This window comes from Salimicrobium humidisoli, from assembly GCF_002295105.1.
Lineage (GTDB): Bacteria > Bacillota > Bacilli > Bacillales > Halobacillaceae > Salimicrobium > Salimicrobium humidisoli.
Map to the genome: position 1 here is coordinate 13,642 of NZ_NSGH01000024.1, position 17,253 is coordinate 30,894.

Consider the following 17,253-nt stretch of genomic DNA (forward strand, 5'->3'; position numbering starts at 1 on the left):
ATAAGCGCTATTATTTTATGGAAGATTATTATTCCAACGGTCTTTCATAGCCCACTTTTCTCCAGGCTCCCGTCACATCCCCGTTCTGTTCGGTGTCTATAACGAATGTTCCGTTGCTGTAACTGTCTTTCGAACGGTACTGCTTCGGTTGGACCTCAATCGCTTCTTTATCAGTGTCGATACGGATATAGCTTTCTTTATCAACGACTAGCATTTGTACGAGAGTATGAGGATTTTTCTTCAGAGCCCGGAATACGACGTTTCCTTTTTTCGCTCTCGTCGTCGATTCAAATTCCCTGAGATCCATCCGTTTTACCGCACCTCTATGAGATACGACGAGAACAGTTTTTTGAGCTTCCGGGTCGAATATTTCCCCGGAGACAATGACTTCATCCGTTTTCAGCTGCATGCCTTTGACACCCGCAGCCCGGGCTCCCACGATATTGACTTCATTTTCCGGAAAACGGAGACAGTAACCTTTGTTGGAGGCCAGCATAATATCTTTACGGCCATCGGTACGGTGAACAGCTACGACTTCATCATCTGCTTTCGTATTTATACCTACGAGAGGTTTGGAATAGCGCTGCGCCTGATAATCTTTCAGCAGCGACCGTTTCACCATCCCATTTTTAGTGACGAACGTAAGGTAGTCATCCGTTTCGAAATTCCGTACAGGAATAGCTTCTATGATTTTTTCACCGGCTTCGATCGGTACGAGGTTCGTCACGTGCTGACCCAGATCTTTCCATTTTATATCCGGCAACCGGTGCACCGGGAGATAAAGATATTTACCTCTATTTGTGAACAGTAATAAAGTATCCGTCGTGTTGAGTTCCATGAGGCTTAAAAGATAGTCCCCTTCTTTCAGAGGCGGGGATTCCTCCTGTGAAGCTCCGTAGGAACGGAGACTCGTCCTTTTGACGTAGCCGTCTCTCGTAACGGAAGTCAGTATGTCTTCACTCGGAACCATGACCTCCAGGTCCACCTTCAGCTCCTGAACCTGTTCTTCGATGACCGTCAGTCTGTCATCTTTGTAGGTTTTCTTTATGGAGCGGAGATCTTTCTTAATCTCTTTCAGCAGCAGTTTCTCATCCGAAAGAATACGTTCAAGGTTTCTGATCGTCTCTTCCAGCTCTTCCGCTTCTTCCTGGAGGGCTGTGATGTCCGTATTCGTCAAGCGGTAAAGCTGAAGATTGACGATAGCTTCCGCCTGAGCTTCGGAGAACGTATAGGCGGATTTCAGTTTTTCTTTGGCATCGCTTTTATCACTGGAGGAGCGGATCGTACTGATCACTTCATCCAGAATCGAAATAGCTTTAATAAGTCCCTGGACGATATGCGCACGATTTCTCGCTTTTTTCAGGTCGTGCATCGCCTGGTTCGTTACGATGTTTTTCTGATGACTGATATAGGCATCGAGAATCATCGGAAGAGGCATAAGTTTCGGTTTCTGATCGGAGATAGCTACCATATTGAAGTTATAGGATACCTGAAGATCCGTGTGTTTATATAAGTAGTTAAGTATCCCTTCACTGTTCGACTCTTTCTTCAGTTCTATCACAATTCTCAGGCCTGTACGGTCCGTCTCGTCACGGACTTCTGCGATCCCTTCCACTTTCCGGTCGATGCGAAGCTCATCCATCCGTTTCACAAGTGTGGATTTATTCACATCATAAGGAAGTTCATCAATGACGATCTGTTCCTTACCGCCTTTGATCTGTTGAATTTCCGCTTTTCCGCGGACGATGATCTTCCCTTTCCCGTTTTCGTAAGCTTCTTTGATGCCCTGAGCACCCTGGACGATGCCTCCGGTAGGGAAGTCAGGTCCCGGTAATTTAGTCATCAATTTATCTACTGAAGCCTCGGGATTGTCGATCCTCATAATGACGGCCTCGATCACTTCCCCGAGCCGGTGAGGAGGGATGTCGGTGGCATATCCGGCCGAGATTCCGGTAGAGCCGTTAACGAGAAGGTTCGGGAACCTTGCGGGCAATACGGTCGGTTCTTCTATCGTGTCATCGAAGTTAGGGATATGGTCTACCGTATCTTTCTGGATATCACGCAGAAGTTCCGAGGATATCCCGGAGAGCCTTGCTTCTGTATACCTCATGGCTGCAGGAGGATCGCCGTCAATACTTCCGTTATTCCCGTGCATCTCCACGAGCGGATAGCGGACTTTCCACGTCTGACTCAGTCTTACCATGGCTTCGTATACCGAAGAGTCCCCGTGCGGGTGATAATTACCGATTACCGTACCGACAGTTTTTGCAGATTTCCTGTACGGCTTGTCGGCCGTGTTCTTTTCCTGCTGCATAGCATAAAGAATACGGCGTTGTACAGGTTTGAGCCCGTCCCTGACATCAGGAAGGGCCCGTTCCTGGATAATGTACTTGCTGTAGCGACCGAATCTGTCTCCCAGTACTTCCTCAAGCGGCAGATCCAAAAGTCTTTCTGTTTCAGACATGAGAACTTCCTCCTGTTAGTCGTGCAATTTTTCATTTTCTAAAATATTTTCGCCTTCATCAAGACCGAAAGTAACGTGCGATTCAATCCACTTCCGGCGTGGAGGAACTTTGTCCCCCATCAGAGTTGTCACCCGTTTTTCGGCGGTTGCGATATCATCAATCGTTACGCGTATCAGCGTCCGGGAAGACGGATCCATCGTAGTCTCCCACAACTGATCGGCGTTCATTTCCCCGAGTCCTTTGTAACGTTGAATGGTATAGCCATTCTTAAATTGTTTCAGTACTTCTTCAAGACCGTCTTCATCCCACACGTATTCCTCTTTCGCTTTCTTGCCTTTCCCTTTGGAAATCTTATAAAGCGGAGGCAGTGCAATGAATACCTTACCTTCTTCAATGAGCGGTTTCATATACCGGTAAAAGAAAGTGAGCAGCAGTACCTGGATGTGAGCACCATCCGTATCTGCGTCTGTCATGATGATTACTTTATCATAATTACAATCCTCAAGGTCGAAGTCGTTCCCGACGCCTGCGCCGATCGTGTGCACAATCGTTGATATCTCTTCGTTTTTGAATATATCATCAATCTTCGCTTTTTCCGTATTAATGACTTTACCCCGAAGCGGGAGCACAGCCTGGAACCGGCGGTCTCTCCCCTGTTTGGCAGATCCGCCTGCCGAGTCCCCCTCGACCAGGTACAGTTCATTCTTATTCGGATTACGGGATTGGGCTGGTGTAAGTTTACCGCTCAGGAGAGAATCCTTTTTCTTTCGCTTTTTCCCACTGCGGGCGTCTTCTCTGGCTTTTCTTGCCGCCTCGCGCGCAGCCTTGGCTTTGATGGCTTTTTTCACAAGCATAGCAGCCGTCTCCGGGTTCTCCTCGAGAAAGTAAGCAAGGCGCTCGGCAATGACGTTATCTATAGCCGAACGGGCTTCCGGTGTGCCGAGTTTGCTTTTAGTCTGACCTTCAAACTGAAGCAGATCTTCCGGGATACGTACGGAAATGATGCACGTGAATCCTTCACGTATATCGTTCCCTTCCAGATTTTTATCTTTTTCTTTCAGCAGCTGTGTCCGACGGGCATAATCGTTAAAAACGCGCGTAATGGCCGTTTTCGCTCCAGATTCGTGGGTTCCGCCGTCTTTTGTCCGGACGTTGTTGACGAAGGATAATATGTTCTCCGTGTACCCGTCATTGAACTGAAAAGCGGTGTCCACTTCGATAGACGAATGTTTCCCTTCGAAGGAAATGACCGGGTGGAGCGTCTCTTTCTCTTCGTTTAAGTAGGCTACGAAAGATTCGATTCCGTCTTCATAGTAGAACACTTCTTCCTGTTTTTCGTCTCCCCGTTCGTCTGCCAGTCTGATTTCCAGTCCTTTCAGAAGGAAAGCGGCTTCTCTTAAGCGTTCCATCAGCGTCTCGGTGTGAAAGTTGATCGTGGAAAAAATGGACGTATCCGGTTTAAAGGAAATAGTGGTCCCTGTTTTCTTCGTATTACCTATCTCCTCAAGCGTGGTAACCGGCAGCCCGCCGTTCTCGAAGCGCTGCCTGAAATGGGTGCCTTCTCTGAATATATCGACGACGAGCCATTCCGAGAGCGCATTCACAACGCTGGCTCCGACGCCGTGCAGACCACCGCTGGACTGGTAACCTCCCTGACCGAATTTACCGCCGGCGTGCAGTACGGTCATTATAACTTCCGGGGTAGGTTTGCCGGTCTGGTGAGTCCCGGTAGGCATACCTCTCCCTTTATCACTTACAGAAATGCTATTATCTTTCCGGATCGTAACAGTAATTGTTTCTCCATATCCGGCTAAAGCTTCATCTACCGAATTATCGACAATTTCAAAGACAAGATGGTGAAGCCCCCGGTGATCCGTAGATCCGATATACATCCCCGGGCGTTTCCTTACAGCTTCCAGTCCCTCCAGCACCTGTATGGAACTGTCCGTATAAGTTTGTTTCGACTTCATTTAAATCGTCTCCTTCCGTTCCAATATCACCTTACTATCTATATTAGAACAAACGTTCGTGTTTGTAAATTCAAACTTATTCACTCGTATCATTGTAGCTTTTTTTTTCGTATAAAAAAAGTTATTTATGGACAAACAAGAAAAACCCCCTTATGAAAAGGGGGTCCGTTGCTATAGAAGAGTTGCATGAGCGACTTTGATGCAGGAATCCATGATGACTTCCTGGTTACTGTCTTTCAGTTCTTCGTACGCTTCCGGGTGGAACACTCCCTGCTGTGCCCAGAAAGCTTTGGCGTCTATCGCTTTAGCTTCTCTGGCCACTTCCGGGAGAAACTCGGAACGTCTGAATACGTTGATGATATCGATCTCCTCTTTAATATCCTGAAGAGAAGAAACTGCTTTTTCTCCTAATACTTCCGTCACTTTCGGGTTTACGGGGATGATTTTGTACCCCGCTTTCTGCATCGCCTCACTGATCTGAAAAGAAGTCCTGGCAGGGTTGTCAGAAAGGCCCACTACAGCAATAGTCGATGAATTTTTCAAAATTTCTGCGGTCGCCTGTGGACCGGGATTGGTAAAACTCATTGAAATTCCTCCTATTTATCGAGCAGCCCTTCTTCTACAAGATAGTCTCTTGCGACTTCCGAAGGAGCTCTGTCTTTTACATCCACTTCATAGTTCATTTCCCGCATTTGATCTTCGGTAATCTTCCCGCCCAGCTTATTCAGTACGTCCTCCAGCTCCGGATACTTCTCGAGCGTTTCCTGTCTCATGAGCGGAGCGCCCTGATACGGTGGGAAAAGATTTTTGGGATCATCGAGAGTCGTCAGATTAAGTTCGACCATATAGCTGTCTGTCGCATACGCATCGATAATATCGACTTCTCCGTTTTTAATCGCTCCCTGGCGCAGGCCGGGATCCATCGTTTTCACTTCGCCGAATTCCAGGTTATACAACTCTTTCATCCCCTGATATCCGTCTTCCCTGTCATTGAATTCAAGAGTGAAGCCGGCCGTTACCTCATCATCTATCGAAGCAAGATCACCGATGGTTTCAAGATTGTTTTCCTTTGCATATTCCTTCGTCGTAGCCACCGTGTACGTGTTGTTATATTTCATCGGTTCCAGGTAAGCCATATCGTATTCTTCGGCCATGCCCTGTTTGGCCTGCTGGTATACCTCTTTCGATTCGTAACTGTCCGGCTGACGATCGAGAAGGGATACGAGTGCTGTTCCGGTGAATTCCGGATAGATGTCGATACTTCCTTCCTGCAGGGCACTGAAGACAAGATCTGTTTTTCCGAGGTTCGGTTCAAGGCCTACTTCCAGATCCGTCTCTTCTTCGATAAGCAGTTCATACATGTTGATAAGGATCGTCGGTTCGGCGTTCAGTTTGGCACCGATGGTAATATCGTTTCCTGCTTTTCCGGTGAAAATGATCGGAACAACGACGATCAGCAAAGCTACAATGATAAGGATGAACAAGGATTTCATCCCGGTTTTAGCAGAAGTCCTCTCAAAGAACCGCAGAACGACATCGAGAAGAATAGCAAGAAGAGCCGCAGGGATAGCCCCGAGAAGAATAAGGTTGAGATCCCCTCCACGGTCAAGACCGAGAAGAATCAGATCCCCCAGCCCCCCGGCTCCTATTAATGCAGCGATAGTGGTTGTTCCGACAATCAGTACCATAGAAGTTCGGATACCGGCCATAATGACCGGCATAGCAAGCGGAAGTTCAACTTTCGAGAGACGCTTGAAGGAGTTCATTCCCATTCCGGTAGCGGCTTCCAGTAAAGAATTGTCGACTTCGCTGACTCCGGTATATGTGTTCCTCAATATCGGCAGAAGACCGTATGCAATCAATGCGATGATCGCAGGTGTCTGTCCGATACCGAAAAAAGGAATCAGAAATGCCAGAACGGCCAGACTCGGAATCGTCTGAAGGATCGCCGTCACCTGGATGATCGGTTCGGCCGTTCTTTTATATCTGGTTAGTATCAGGCCGAGCGGGACGGCTATCAACGTTGCTATTATTAAAGATATAATGGAAATCTGCAGGTGTTCCCACAGTTTGATCCAGAATTCGTCCTGACGCTGCTGGAAGACATCAATAAATTCATTCATTGCTGTACGACACTCCCTTCACGTTCAGCGGAGGCTTTTAAGTAATGTACGATATGCTCGTACGTAATGTACCCGAGAAATATGTTATTTTTCGTTACCGGGAGTGTCTCTTCGGGAGTCGATTCCAGTATTTCAACAGCTTCTGTTAACGTAGTGCTGTTGCCGAGAACCGGCACTTCCACTTCTCTTCCTTCTTTTTCGGCATGTTTATACTGTCCATCTTCATCTGTCACAAAAGTCATGCCCGCAGCGGTTGCCTTCTCTTTCTTCATTATGACGTCCACGGCAGTCTGCCAGGGACTCTTTCTTTCACCGATGAAATTCTTCACGAAATCATTGGCCGGGTGCAGGATGAGCTGCTGAGGAGTGTCCACCTGTACAATCTCGCCTTCTTTCATCAGGCAAACACGGTCTCCGAGGGCAAGGGCTTCATCCATATCGTGTGTAACGAACACTATCGTCTTTTTGATTTCTTTCTGGAGCGTCTGGATATCTTTTTGAAGCTGCTCCCTGCTGATCGGATCAAGAGCACTGAAAGGTTCATCCATCAAAATGATGTCGGGGTCAGCTGCCAGTGCACGCACTACTCCTACTCGCTGCTGTTCACCGCCCGAGAGCTCTGAAGGTTTTCGCTTCCTGTATTTCTTCGCATCCAGTCCTACCATGTTCATAAGTTCGTCTATTCTCGAGGAAATGTTCTCCTTCTTCCACTTTTTCATCTCAGGTACAATAGCTATGTTTTCCTCCACGCTCATATGCGGAAATAAAGCTATCTGCTGCAGAACGTAACCGATGTTCCATCTCAGTTCATGAATGGAATAATCTTTGACTCTTTTATCGTTTATGTATATGTATCCATCTGTAGGTTCGATGAGTCGATTGATCATTTTCATCGTAGTGGTCTTTCCACAGCCACTGGGACCTATTAACGTTACGAACTCCCCTTCTTTCACCTGTAAATTAAAATTCTTTACTGCAGTAGTACTGTCGGGGAAAGTTTTGCCGACATTTTCAAATCTGATCATATGATCCCTTCTTTCTGTAATTAAGAAGTAACTTTTTACCTATTCCCTAATTATATGGTTATAAACTTTATTTGTTAATTGATTAGAGTTGCTACTAAGTATAAAACTACGTATTTTATCCATTCTTTTTTTAATCGACACGTGATAAACTGAAATTATCATTTTTTGTGAATGGAGGTCGTGCTTTTGGAATTTATCATATTTGCTGCTATTGCATATCTTCTGGGTTCTATCCCCACCGGTCTGCTTGTAGGCAAACTCTTCTACAATATTGACATCAGGGAACACGGCAGCGGGAACCTGGGCGGCACCAATGCGTTCCGTGTGCTCGGTATCAAACCTGGTCTATCCGTTACCGTAGCCGACATTCTGAAGGGAACCGTCGCCGCTGCCCTCCCCCTGTGGTTGGGTACGGAACTTAACGGCGTCATTATCGGTATTTTTGCGGTCATCGGTCATATGTACCCCGTTTTTGCCAGATTCAAGGGCGGCAAAGCGGTTGCAACTTCCGGTGGAATCATTCTTGGAGTGAATCCGCTTCTGTTCGGCATTATGCTCCTCACTTTCTTTGTCACTCTATATATAAGTAAGTACGTTTCGTTATCTTCCATGGTGACCGGTGTCGTCACCGTGGCCGTTACTATCATCCAGCAGGAGTTCTTGCTGACGGCTGTTGTCTCTGTTCTTACAGCATTCGTCATTTACCGGCACCGTACGAACATCATACGCATCAAAAACAGGGAAGAACCGAGAATTACGTGGATGTAACCGGCGCGAAATAAGCATTTAGTTGTAAATTAAAATTTATATAAGGTATACTTCTTGATAGAAAAGTCGTTGAAAGGAGCCACGGTTATGAATAAAACTGAATCTCATATCACTGATACAATACCTTCGAAAGATGAACGTCACAAACTGTTCGGGTCTGTACCTCCCGGACCGAAGACGAAACCTGTGGAAAAGGATCAGATGGCTGATCTCCAAAATTCCAGACAGGATTTTCTTTTCGACCTGGATGTAGTCGGAATCAACAACGTAAAACATCCCATCACTATTGAAAGTTCCATGAAGCCGTCCACTCAGACTACCATAGGAACGTTCACCTTTTCTTCCTCGATCGCCAAAGGCAGCAAAGGAACGAACATGAGCCGCTTCACGGAACAGTTGACCAGTTATTACGAGCAGGGCTTTACGGTCACAATCGAATCGCTGAAGCAGTTTGCAGAGGAACTCGCAGGCCGCCTGAAGCGGGAAGACGCGTTTATCAAAGTCGAATTCCCGTGGTTCTTCGAAAGAGAAGGGCCTTCTTCGGGTCTGGCCGGCATGAATCATGCGGATGCCTTCATTTCCGTAACGTGGTCCAAAGCGGACGGTTTCGATATACAGACCGGACTGACCGGTAAAATCACCACCCTCTGTCCGTGCAGCAAGGAAATCAGCGAATACAGTGCGCACAATCAGCGCGGAAATGTCTCGATGGCTGTAACGCTTACGGAAGATTTCGATGAAGATACGTTGGACTGGAAAGAAGTTCTGCTGGAGGCTGCCGAGAGCAACGCCAGTGCACGTATCCACCCCGTCCTGAAACGGCCGGATGAGAAGATGGTCACGGAGCAGGCTTACGAAAACCCGAGATTCGTCGAAGATATGGTCCGTCTTGTAGCTGCAGATCTGTACGAAACTCCGTTCATTCATGCTTTCGAGGTTTCGTGCCGGAACGAGGAATCGATTCATCTCCACGATGCTCTCGCCTCCCTCCACTTCGACAAACGAACGGATGAGCGCTGATGCTGAGGAACACCATGATAGGACTGATCCGCTTCTACCAGAAAGGTATCAGTCCCTTCACTCCTCCGACGTGCCGCTTTTATCCGACCTGTTCGGAATACGGTCTCGTCGCTTTTCAGAGACACGGGTTCGTCAAAGGGTTGTATCTCACCTCGAAAAGAGTACTGAAGTGTCACCCCCTGCACCCGGGCGGTGTGGACGTCGTACCCGAAACAAAAGAAAAGGAGTGATTACGTGAATATCACTGTATCGGAAGAAGCCGCGCAATGGTACAAGGAAGAAATGGATTTGACAGAGGGGGATGCTATCCAGTTCTTCGTAAGATACGGAGGATCCGGAGGACTCCAGCCCGGATTATCCCTCGGTATGAAAATAGAAACCCCCTACGAACCGGTAGCCGAGACGAATGTCGAAGGGATTCTGTTCTTCGTTGAAAAGGCGGACGAATGGTACTTCGATACTTACTCTCTTAAGATTACTTATGACGAGAACCTGGAAGAAGCCGCTATCGGCTACGAATGAAGACAGTCTAAAAGCAGCCGCACCTAAAGGTAGCGGCTGCTTTTTTGATGCAGACGGAATCTTTCAATGTGATCATTTCTGTTCTCGGCCTTAAGAATGGTGAACTGATGCCTGCCGAAGAGATCGTAATGGGGGAACCCTTCCTTACGATCGATCCACTCTTTTTTCAATCCGTACTGTCCCCCCCATTCCGCCAGCTTTTCTATATCGCTGCAACCGACTTTCGTCACCGTGTCACACCCCGGAAATCTGTCATCCAGCCAGTAGTGGGTCAGGATAGCTATATTCCCGGCACGGACGTCCCGCTTCCATTTCCTCAGTTCTTCCTTACCGATGCCGAAAGCCATCAGTGCTGCCCCGCTGCTTCCTTGTAGACGGCGTGCCAGGCGGGAAAAGCTTTCCGCAGGGAAGTCGGGCGGAAATCCTCTTTTCTTACAATGACGTGATCGGAGGTGCCGGTTACAGCGACCGTTCCATCCTCATGGACCACTTCATACGCATACGTCGTTTTGACTCCCGTGTATGCCTGGATCCACGTCTTCACAGCTACTTTATCCCCGTACCGGACCGGACTCCGGAATGAAACCTGTACATCCGTAACCGGGGATACCACCCCGGCATCTTCCATATCTTTATAATCGAAACCGAAACTTTCTATTAAAGAAGTCCGACCGATTTCGAACCATACGAGATAATTGGCGTGATAGACGACGCCCATCATATCCGTCTCCTGATATCTTACCTGTATATCTTTTACATCTATTTTCACTCTAAATCTCCTTCCTTACGGCTTTCCATGCTTCCTCAATATCTTCCCGGGAAAGAACCGGGTCTTTGTATTCCCCTTTATGGTGCCAGGCGTGGTATTGAACGGCTTCGTCCATCAGGTTGCCGATGAATCTTCCGTTCCCCTGCACCTTCGTTTCCAGCAGCTGCACTTCCAGGTACTCCCGGGCCGCGGGGGACAGAGAGTAGTTGTACGTCCCCGCAAGAGTGACCATCATTTCCAGCAGCTCTCCGGCCGAATAATCCGGGAAGCGGAAAAACTTCTTGAATCTGGAGGCGAGCCCCGGATTACTGTCTATCAGGTCTCTCATTTCCTTCTCGTACCCGGCGAGAATGACGACGAGGTTCTCGTTATGCCGCGTCATTTCATCCACCAATGTTTCCACTGCCTCTTTTCCGAAGTCGTCTCTCCCCCCGCTCTGAAGGGCGTAGGCTTCATCGATGAATAAAACCCCTCCGAGGGCTTCTCTTATTTTCTTCTTCGTCTTAATAGCCGTCTGGCCCACATACCCGGCTACAAGGTCACTGCGGGAGGCCACTACGACATGTCCTCTCTTCAGGAGCCCGCATTCTTTCAGTATCGTCGCATACACTTCGGCTACCGTCGTTTTTCCGGTGCCCGGGTTTCCGCTGAATACCGAATGCAGCTGGATAGGAACAACAGGCTCCCCTTCTCTCTTCCGCTGCTGCTGCATCTGTACGAAGGAAGATAGCTTTTCCACCTCGCGCTTCACCGTATCAAGACCGATCAGGGAATGGAGGCGTTCCACTCCGGAAGTGGCGTCGTCTGCAGAATCTTTATCCCAGTGCAGATCATCTTCCGTAATACGCATGTGACTGAACCAGTCGTCATGAGGTCGTATGACTTCTCGGGAACCCTTGTAAAATATCGTTTTCATGACGATGTTCCGCACGCTTCTCGCGTTCCCGAACGATTCGTCCACCTGTTCCTTCTCAATCAGCGTACCGAGTCGTCTCCGAGCCTCTTTCGTAAAGAAAAAGTCATTGTTCAGTGCGATATACTCCCCGATATCCTCCAGTTCACCGATAGAGTAATCCGGCAGATCGAGGCGGTTCTGCTCCGGTATCCGGCTTCTGAGGCCGGGATTCGCCCACAGAAACTGGCGCATTTCTTCCGGGTACCCCGCCAGTATAAGAGCGAAAGTACCGCCGTGTTCGGTGCTGGTGAGAGCGGAAACGAGCGTATCAATCACTGCCTGTCCGTAGTCGTTACCTCCCTGACCTTCGCGTTTCAGGCTGTACGCTTCATCTATGAATAATATTCCGCCCCGCGCTTCTTTTATATAGTTCATCGTATTTTCCTCACTCTGTCCCATGTAGGACCCGACCAGGTGGGAGCGGTTCACTTCCACCACTTTGCCCGTCGACAAAAGGCCGAGTTCCGTATATATTTCAGCCAGGAGACGTGCGAGAGTCGTTTTGCCGGTGCCCGGGTTCCCCGTCATAATCATGTGCAGCGACGGTTCGTCGGGCATACGGAAACCGAACGACTTCCTTTCCTGTTCATACCTCAGAAAGTGATAAAACTGATGGATGTACGTTTTCACATCGCGAAGCCCTATCATCTCCTCCAGTTTATCGAGAGCGTGACGCCTTTCCTTCCGGGAAAAGGCAGGAGGAAGATACTCCTCCAGTTCCTTCCTCTCCTCGTCCAGTTCCCGCACCGGGGAATTGATATCACTCACCGGTATTTTGATACGTTTGGATTCCCTCGTCTCCAGAGCGTAATCGACCGTCTCCTTCGTCCTCAGAAGGTATTCGTACAGCCGCTGATACGTCCGCCATCTGGAACCGGCGTCCACGACTGTCTGATTGACATAGTTGTCATCAAACAGATGCAGCAGAAGGTTCAGTTCTTCCTGAATATCGGATATTTTTTTGACTTTCTGGGTGATGTGATCCGTTTCATGAAGCACGGGAATCCGTCCGGATACATCTTTCATATAATAAATAAGGCGAAGGACGTGCTGCAGTTCCTCCGTCTCCCTGATCAGCTTCAGGGAAGGGTCAAGTATTTTCGCCGTCTCCAGTATGTAAGGAGTAAGAGTATCCCCCTGCGGCACTCTTTTCATTCTGTAATAAACTAAAGCGACCTGGAGCAGGGCCCGTTCTCTGTCCTTTCGTTCCTCTTCCTGCAGCAGACGCAGCACCTCCGTTTCCTTCCACGGCGGCGGCGTGTAGAGAGAGGTCCAGGCTTCGAGCTTATCCATCTGATTCACTTCCTTCCTCTCCCCAGTTTACCACAGCTTAAAGCCTTTAAAAAAAGACTGCTACAGGCAGCAGCCTTTGAACACTTACTAGGAGCGCGGAAAACCGGAGATTATTCAAGTTCTTTCATTTTTTCTATCATGTACTCGTACGTCATAGGTCCGAATTTGCGGGAATGGATCGTTCCGTCACTGTTAATAAAGTAGGACGCCGGTACAGAGAACGTCTGATACTTTTCGGAAAGCTGGTCGTCACTGTCCAGTACCGTTTCAAAAGTGAAGTTTTCTTTGTCTACAAAGTTTTTTGCATTTTCCGGTGAGTCTTCGGTGGAAGTTGCATTTACGGCTAAAACCGTGACGTCCTCGCCGTACTTTTCATGAAACTTCTGCATCTCCGGCATTTCTTCCTTGCAGGGCGGACACCACGTAGCCCATATATTTAAAATGACCGGTTTTCCTTTGTAGGCATTAATATCCGTTGTTTCCCCTTCAAGCGTCTCTACAGGCATGTTCGGTGCCTCATCGCCGACTTCAATCCCTTCGTGTGCTCCCTCGGGCACGATGGACGTCCCTTCCTGCGACGTATTACCCGAAACGTCGTATTCCCCGCCTGTCGACTCTTCCTCTCCCGTCAACTCGAACACGCTGTACAGCAGCAGTGCCAGAATCAGGGAAAAAATAGCCATAGTACCGATTTTTTTCATATCCGAGGAATCTCCTTTTCTCATTTCTTCTTTAAGAAGTGTATCACAGAAAACCAGGGCTCAGGTATCCCCGGCACCTGAATGTCATAATAATGACAAAAGAGGTATGCACACGGGGGTGCATACCTCTTCTCCTGTACATTGCTTATTTTTTCAGCTTGTTACGAAGAACCATCTGAAGGATGCCTCCGTGACGGTAGTAATCGATTTCCACATCACTGTCGAAGCGGGCAACAACTTCAAATTCTTTCTTATTGCCGTCTTCGTCCGTAGCAGTGACTTTAACGAGATCGTGAGGCTTCACGTCTTCGCCGATTTCCACGTCGATCGTCTCCCGGCCTGTCAGTCCGAGGGATTCGATAGTTTCGCCCTCCTGGAACTGGAGCGGAAGTACGCCCATCATAACAAGGTTGGAACGGTGGATACGTTCAAAGCTCTGGGCGATGACCGTTTCGATACCGAGCAGATCGGTACCTTTGGCAGCCCAGTCACGTGAACTTCCCATACCGTAGTCATCACCGGCGATGACAGCAAGCGGCGTGTTATCTTCTTTATACTTCATAGCGGCCGTGTAAATCGGCATAACTTCTTCCGTAGGCCAGTATGTCGTATAACCGCCTTCCGTACCCTGTGCCAGCTGGTTACGGATGCGGATGTTCGCAAACGTACCGCGCATCATTACTTCGTGGTTTCCGCGACGGGATCCGTAGGAGTTGAAGTTTCGCGGCGACACGCCTTTCTCCTGCAGATATTCACCCGCCGGCATGCTGCTGGCGATGGCGCCTGCCGGGGAAATGTGGTCGGTAGTGACCGAATCTCCGAATTTACCGATGACGCGCATGCCTTTCAATGGTTTGACCGGGTTGGAATCTTTGGACAAGCCTTCGAAAAACGGCGGGTTCTGGATGTACGTGGAGTCTTCGTCCCAGTCGTACAGCGGCTCATCCGTTGTTTCGATTTCGTTCCATTTTTCGTTGGAATTGAACACGTTTTCGTATTCCTTACGGAAGATCTCAGGCGTTACGACGCTTGAAATCTGTTCTTTGATTTCTTCCTGGGAAGGCCAGATATCATCGAAGTAAATATTATTCCCTTGCTGATCTTTGCCGATCGGTTCATTCTTCAGATCGATGTCGACCGTGCCGGCAAGGGCGTAAGCTACAACAAGAGGTGGTGAAGCCAGATAGTTGGCCTTCACGAGCGGGTGAATCCGTCCTTCAAAGTTACGGTTACCGCTCAATACGGAAGAAACTGTCAGATCTTCATCTGCAATCGCCTGTTCGATTTCAGGAAGCAATGGACCGGAGTTACCGATACATGTCGTACAACCGTAACCGACCAGGTTGAATCCGAGCTGGTTCAGGTAGTTCATAAGACCCGAGTCTTCCAGATAGCGCGTTACCACCTTGGAGCCGGGAGCGAGTGATGTCTTCACGTATTCCGGTACTTCGAGACCTTTATCCACAGCTTTTTTAGCTACGAGTCCGGCACCAAGCATAACGTGCGGGTTGGAGGTGTTCGTACAGGAAGTGATGGCAGCGATCGCCAGAGCTCCCGTCTTCATTTCCGCTGTCTCGCCATTAGTGAATTCAACTGTCGCTTTTTTGTTGAACTCGGATTTATCAAGACCGAAACCCTGGTTTCCTTCCGGAGCCGTAATGGAGTTATTGAACGACTCTTTCATTTCGGAAAGCGGGATCAGATCCTGCGGACGTTTCGGTCCCGACAGGTTCGGTTCCAGTTCTTCCAGGTTGATTTCGATCAGCTGAGTGAATTCCGGATCTTCGAGAGAAGGATCGTACCACAGATTGTTCTCTTTGCAATATTTTTCGACGAGATCGATCTGTTCTTCCGTTCTTCCCGTAAGTCTCATATAGTCGAGAGATTCTCCGTCTACCGGGAAGAAACCACACGTCGCCCCGTATTCAGGAGCCATATTGGAAATCGTGGCACGATCCGCCAGCGGCATTTCCTGAAGACCGGGACCGAAGAATTCGACGAACTTACCGACGACGTTCGCTTCGCGCAGACGCTGCGTCACTTTAAGTGCAAGGTCTGTCGCGGTCGTCCCCTGAGGGAAGCTTCCCTGCAGTTTCACACCGATCACTTCCGGCGCCGGGAAATAGGACGGCTGTCCAAGCATACCTGCTTCCGCTTCAATTCCACCAACACCCCAGCCGAGTACGCCAAGCCCGTTGATCATAGTCGTGTGGGAATCGGTACCGACGAGTGTATCCGGGTATGTATCCACACTTCCGTCAGCGTTCTCCGTAGCATGAACGACGTTAGCGATGTACTCCAGGTTCACCTGGTGCACGATTCCTGTAGCAGGCGGAACGGCGCGATAGTTATCGAACGCTTTCTGTGCCCAGTGAAGGAACTCATAACGCTCCTGGTTCCGTTCGAATTCAAGCTCCATGTTCGCCTGAAGCGCAGTACTTGTACCATACTGATCCACCTGAACAGAGTGGTCGATGACGAGATCGACAGGTACTTCCGGGTTGATCTCCTCCGGCTTACCACCCATGTCCACCATTGCTTTACGTAGGCTTGCAAGGTCCACAACGGCCGGAACACCTGTGAAGTCCTGAAGGATGACACGTGACGGCTTGAAAGGAACATCTTCCTGTTTGCTGTCACTCTGGCCCCATTTAGCGAGACTTTCTACGTGTTCATCCGCTATTACCCGTCCATCGTGCTGACGAAGGAGTGATTCAAGTAAAATACGGATGGAAAAAGGCAGGCGCGAAATTTTTCCGATTCCTGCATCTTCCAGTGATTTCAGATCATAATAGTTGTACGTTTTGTCATTTGATTCAAACTGCTTTTTAGCATTGAATGGATGGTCTGCCATATCTCATATCCCCCTTATCATTCTTGCTGTGAAAGTATTACTTGTTCCTTCACATACTTATAATACTATAATTCGCCATTTACATTGTAAATGAAAACGATTTTAAAGTAAATTCATTATAGTACTTTTTACTAAAGGAAATTCGTTGTTTTTCCTCCGGTCACCTTTTATAATAAAGGTAATTATCAAAGAATAGGTGATGACATGTCTTTAGGTTTTTCGCTATTTATCGTAGGTTGGGTCGTCATTATGGTGGTGCTTATGGGCATCGGAGGTTTCTTCATGTTCCGTAAATTCCTTAAAAGCATGCCGAAAGAAGACGGAAACTCCACCATCGACTGGGAAGAATACTATATTGAACAAACGAGACACATGTGGAGTGAAGACCAGAAATACTTTCTGGAAGAACTGACCTCCCCCGTACCCGAACTGTTCCGCAGCGTTGCTCAGCAGCGGATTGCAGGCGAAATCGGCAGGATTGCCCTTAAAAGGAAGCTTCGGCATATGACGCAGGATACGATTATCGAAGGGTACATTTTAGCTACTCCCAAACGCGACCACAAGTTTCTAGTGAAGAAACTGAACGAAAAAGAAATCGATATAGATCCTTACAGGGACTACCTGGAAATATAGAAGAAGCACCGCTTTTTATAGCGGTGCTCAGCTTGTAGAGAAACCCCGTGTTTTTCTGCAAGCTTTTTTTGTGCAGTTCGTGCGGGCGAATACCACTCGCTTTCCGCGGACGAACGCCCGAGCCTCCCTCGTGAAAACCCACACTCCGGGGTCTC

General features: G+C 48.4%; 15 protein-coding genes. 5 read left to right on the top strand and 10 right to left on the bottom strand.

Going from position 1 to position 17,253, the window contains the following annotated elements:
- Nucleotides 1-28: 28 nt before the first annotated feature.
- The 5 genes from parC to CKW00_RS11965 all read right to left on the bottom strand — a co-directional run bounded on the left by parC (nt 29) and on the right by CKW00_RS11965 (nt 7,583).
- Entirely contained in the window at nt 29-2,464 is a 2,436-nt protein-coding gene (gene parC / locus CKW00_RS11945) for a DNA topoisomerase IV subunit A (protein ID WP_095822757.1), read from the bottom strand.
- Between the two features lie 15 nt (nt 2,465-2,479).
- Complete coding sequence (gene parE / locus CKW00_RS11950; protein WP_095822758.1) at nt 2,480-4,435, bottom strand: DNA topoisomerase IV subunit B; 1,956 nt, start codon at nt 4,433-4,435, stop codon at nt 2,480-2,482.
- 171 nt (nt 4,436-4,606) lie between these two features.
- Entirely contained in the window at nt 4,607-5,020 is a 414-nt protein-coding gene (locus tag CKW00_RS11955; RefSeq protein WP_095822759.1) for a CoA-binding protein, read from the bottom strand.
- Nucleotides 5,021-5,031: 11 nt separating this feature from the next.
- Complete coding sequence (locus CKW00_RS11960) at nt 5,032-6,558, bottom strand: ABC transporter permease/substrate-binding protein (RefSeq protein WP_095822760.1); 1,527 nt, start codon at nt 6,556-6,558, stop codon at nt 5,032-5,034.
- The gene (locus CKW00_RS11965) at nt 6,555-7,583 is read right to left on the bottom strand and encodes an ABC transporter ATP-binding protein (protein ID WP_095822761.1); all 1,029 of its coding nucleotides are present in this window, start codon (nt 7,581-7,583) and stop codon (nt 6,555-6,557) included. The genes CKW00_RS11960 and CKW00_RS11965 overlap by 4 nt, the downstream gene beginning before the upstream one ends.
- 186 nt (nt 7,584-7,769) lie before the next feature.
- Here CKW00_RS11965 and plsY point away from each other — a divergent pair, with 186 nt between their 5' ends.
- The 4 genes from plsY to CKW00_RS11985 all read left to right on the top strand — a co-directional run bounded on the left by plsY (nt 7,770) and on the right by CKW00_RS11985 (nt 9,893).
- The gene (gene plsY / locus CKW00_RS11970; protein ID WP_095822762.1) at nt 7,770-8,351 is read left to right on the top strand and encodes a glycerol-3-phosphate 1-O-acyltransferase PlsY; all 582 of its coding nucleotides are present in this window, start codon (nt 7,770-7,772) and stop codon (nt 8,349-8,351) included.
- Nucleotides 8,352-8,438: 87 nt separating this feature from the next.
- Nucleotides 8,439-9,371 (top strand): GTP cyclohydrolase FolE2, encoded by a 933-nt coding sequence (gene folE2, locus CKW00_RS11975; RefSeq protein ID WP_095822763.1) that lies wholly within the window; start codon nt 8,439-8,441, stop codon nt 9,369-9,371.
- 14 nt (nt 9,372-9,385) lie between these two features.
- The gene (gene yidD, locus CKW00_RS11980) at nt 9,386-9,601 is read left to right on the top strand and encodes a membrane protein insertion efficiency factor YidD (RefSeq protein WP_374704052.1); all 216 of its coding nucleotides are present in this window, start codon (nt 9,386-9,388) and stop codon (nt 9,599-9,601) included.
- A gap of 4 nt (nt 9,602-9,605) precedes the next feature.
- Nucleotides 9,606-9,893 (top strand): HesB/YadR/YfhF family protein, encoded by a 288-nt coding sequence (locus CKW00_RS11985; protein ID WP_095822764.1) that lies wholly within the window; start codon nt 9,606-9,608, stop codon nt 9,891-9,893.
- A 23-nt stretch (nt 9,894-9,916) separates the two neighbouring features.
- On the opposite strand, the gene CKW00_RS11990 is transcribed toward CKW00_RS11985, so the two are convergent.
- The 5 genes from CKW00_RS11990 to acnA all read right to left on the bottom strand — a co-directional run bounded on the left by CKW00_RS11990 (nt 9,917) and on the right by acnA (nt 16,465).
- Nucleotides 9,917-10,240, bottom strand: coding sequence for a hypothetical protein (locus tag CKW00_RS11990; protein ID WP_095822765.1), 324 nt, complete (start codon nt 10,238-10,240; stop codon nt 9,917-9,919).
- Nucleotides 10,240-10,662: an acyl-CoA thioesterase gene (locus CKW00_RS11995; protein ID WP_095822766.1), complete on the bottom strand. Its 423-nt coding sequence runs from the start codon at nt 10,660-10,662 to the stop codon at nt 10,240-10,242. The genes CKW00_RS11990 and CKW00_RS11995 overlap by 1 nt, the downstream gene beginning before the upstream one ends.
- 1 nt (nt 10,663) lies before the next feature.
- Nucleotides 10,664-12,910: an AAA family ATPase gene (locus tag CKW00_RS12000; protein WP_095822767.1), complete on the bottom strand. Its 2,247-nt coding sequence runs from the start codon at nt 12,908-12,910 to the stop codon at nt 10,664-10,666.
- Between the two features lie 110 nt (nt 12,911-13,020).
- Complete coding sequence (locus CKW00_RS12005; protein WP_158221314.1) at nt 13,021-13,611, bottom strand: TlpA family protein disulfide reductase; 591 nt, start codon at nt 13,609-13,611, stop codon at nt 13,021-13,023.
- Nucleotides 13,612-13,756: 145 nt separating this feature from the next.
- The gene (gene acnA / locus CKW00_RS12010) at nt 13,757-16,465 is read right to left on the bottom strand and encodes an aconitate hydratase AcnA (protein WP_095822769.1); all 2,709 of its coding nucleotides are present in this window, start codon (nt 16,463-16,465) and stop codon (nt 13,757-13,759) included.
- A gap of 204 nt (nt 16,466-16,669) precedes the next feature.
- Between acnA and CKW00_RS12015 the strand changes: the two genes are divergently transcribed.
- Nucleotides 16,670-17,098, top strand: coding sequence for a DUF2621 family protein (locus CKW00_RS12015; RefSeq protein ID WP_095822770.1), 429 nt, complete (start codon nt 16,670-16,672; stop codon nt 17,096-17,098).
- Nucleotides 17,099-17,253 lie beyond the last annotated feature (155 nt).

Bases quoted from the DNA above. Each gene is read 5' to 3' on its own strand.
- CKW00_RS12005 (WP_158221314.1), bottom strand. From the start codon at position 13,611: ATGAAAAAAATCGGTACTATGGCTATTTTTTCCCTGATTCTGGCACTG.
- CKW00_RS11955 (WP_095822759.1), bottom strand. From the start codon at position 5,020: ATGAGTTTTACCAATCCCGGTCCACAGGCGACCGCAGAAATTTTGAAA.
- acnA (WP_095822769.1), bottom strand. From the start codon at position 16,465: ATGGCAGACCATCCATTCAATGCTAAAAAGCAGTTTGAATCAAATGAC.
- yidD (WP_374704052.1), top strand. From the start codon at position 9,386: ATGATAGGACTGATCCGCTTCTACCAGAAAGGTATCAGTCCCTTCACT.
- CKW00_RS11965 (WP_095822761.1), bottom strand. From the start codon at position 7,583: ATGATCAGATTTGAAAATGTCGGCAAAACTTTCCCCGACAGTACTACT.
- CKW00_RS12015 (WP_095822770.1), top strand. From the start codon at position 16,670: ATGTCTTTAGGTTTTTCGCTATTTATCGTAGGTTGGGTCGTCATTATG.
- CKW00_RS11960 (WP_095822760.1), bottom strand. From the start codon at position 6,558: ATGAATGAATTTATTGATGTCTTCCAGCAGCGTCAGGACGAATTCTGG.
- folE2 (WP_095822763.1), top strand. From the start codon at position 8,439: ATGAATAAAACTGAATCTCATATCACTGATACAATACCTTCGAAAGAT.
- parE (WP_095822758.1), bottom strand. From the start codon at position 4,435: ATGAAGTCGAAACAAACTTATACGGACAGTTCCATACAGGTGCTGGAG.
- CKW00_RS12000 (WP_095822767.1), bottom strand. From the start codon at position 12,910: ATGGATAAGCTCGAAGCCTGGACCTCTCTCTACACGCCGCCGCCGTGG.
- parC (WP_095822757.1), bottom strand. From the start codon at position 2,464: ATGTCTGAAACAGAAAGACTTTTGGATCTGCCGCTTGAGGAAGTACTG.
- CKW00_RS11990 (WP_095822765.1), bottom strand. From the start codon at position 10,240: ATGGCTTTCGGCATCGGTAAGGAAGAACTGAGGAAATGGAAGCGGGAC.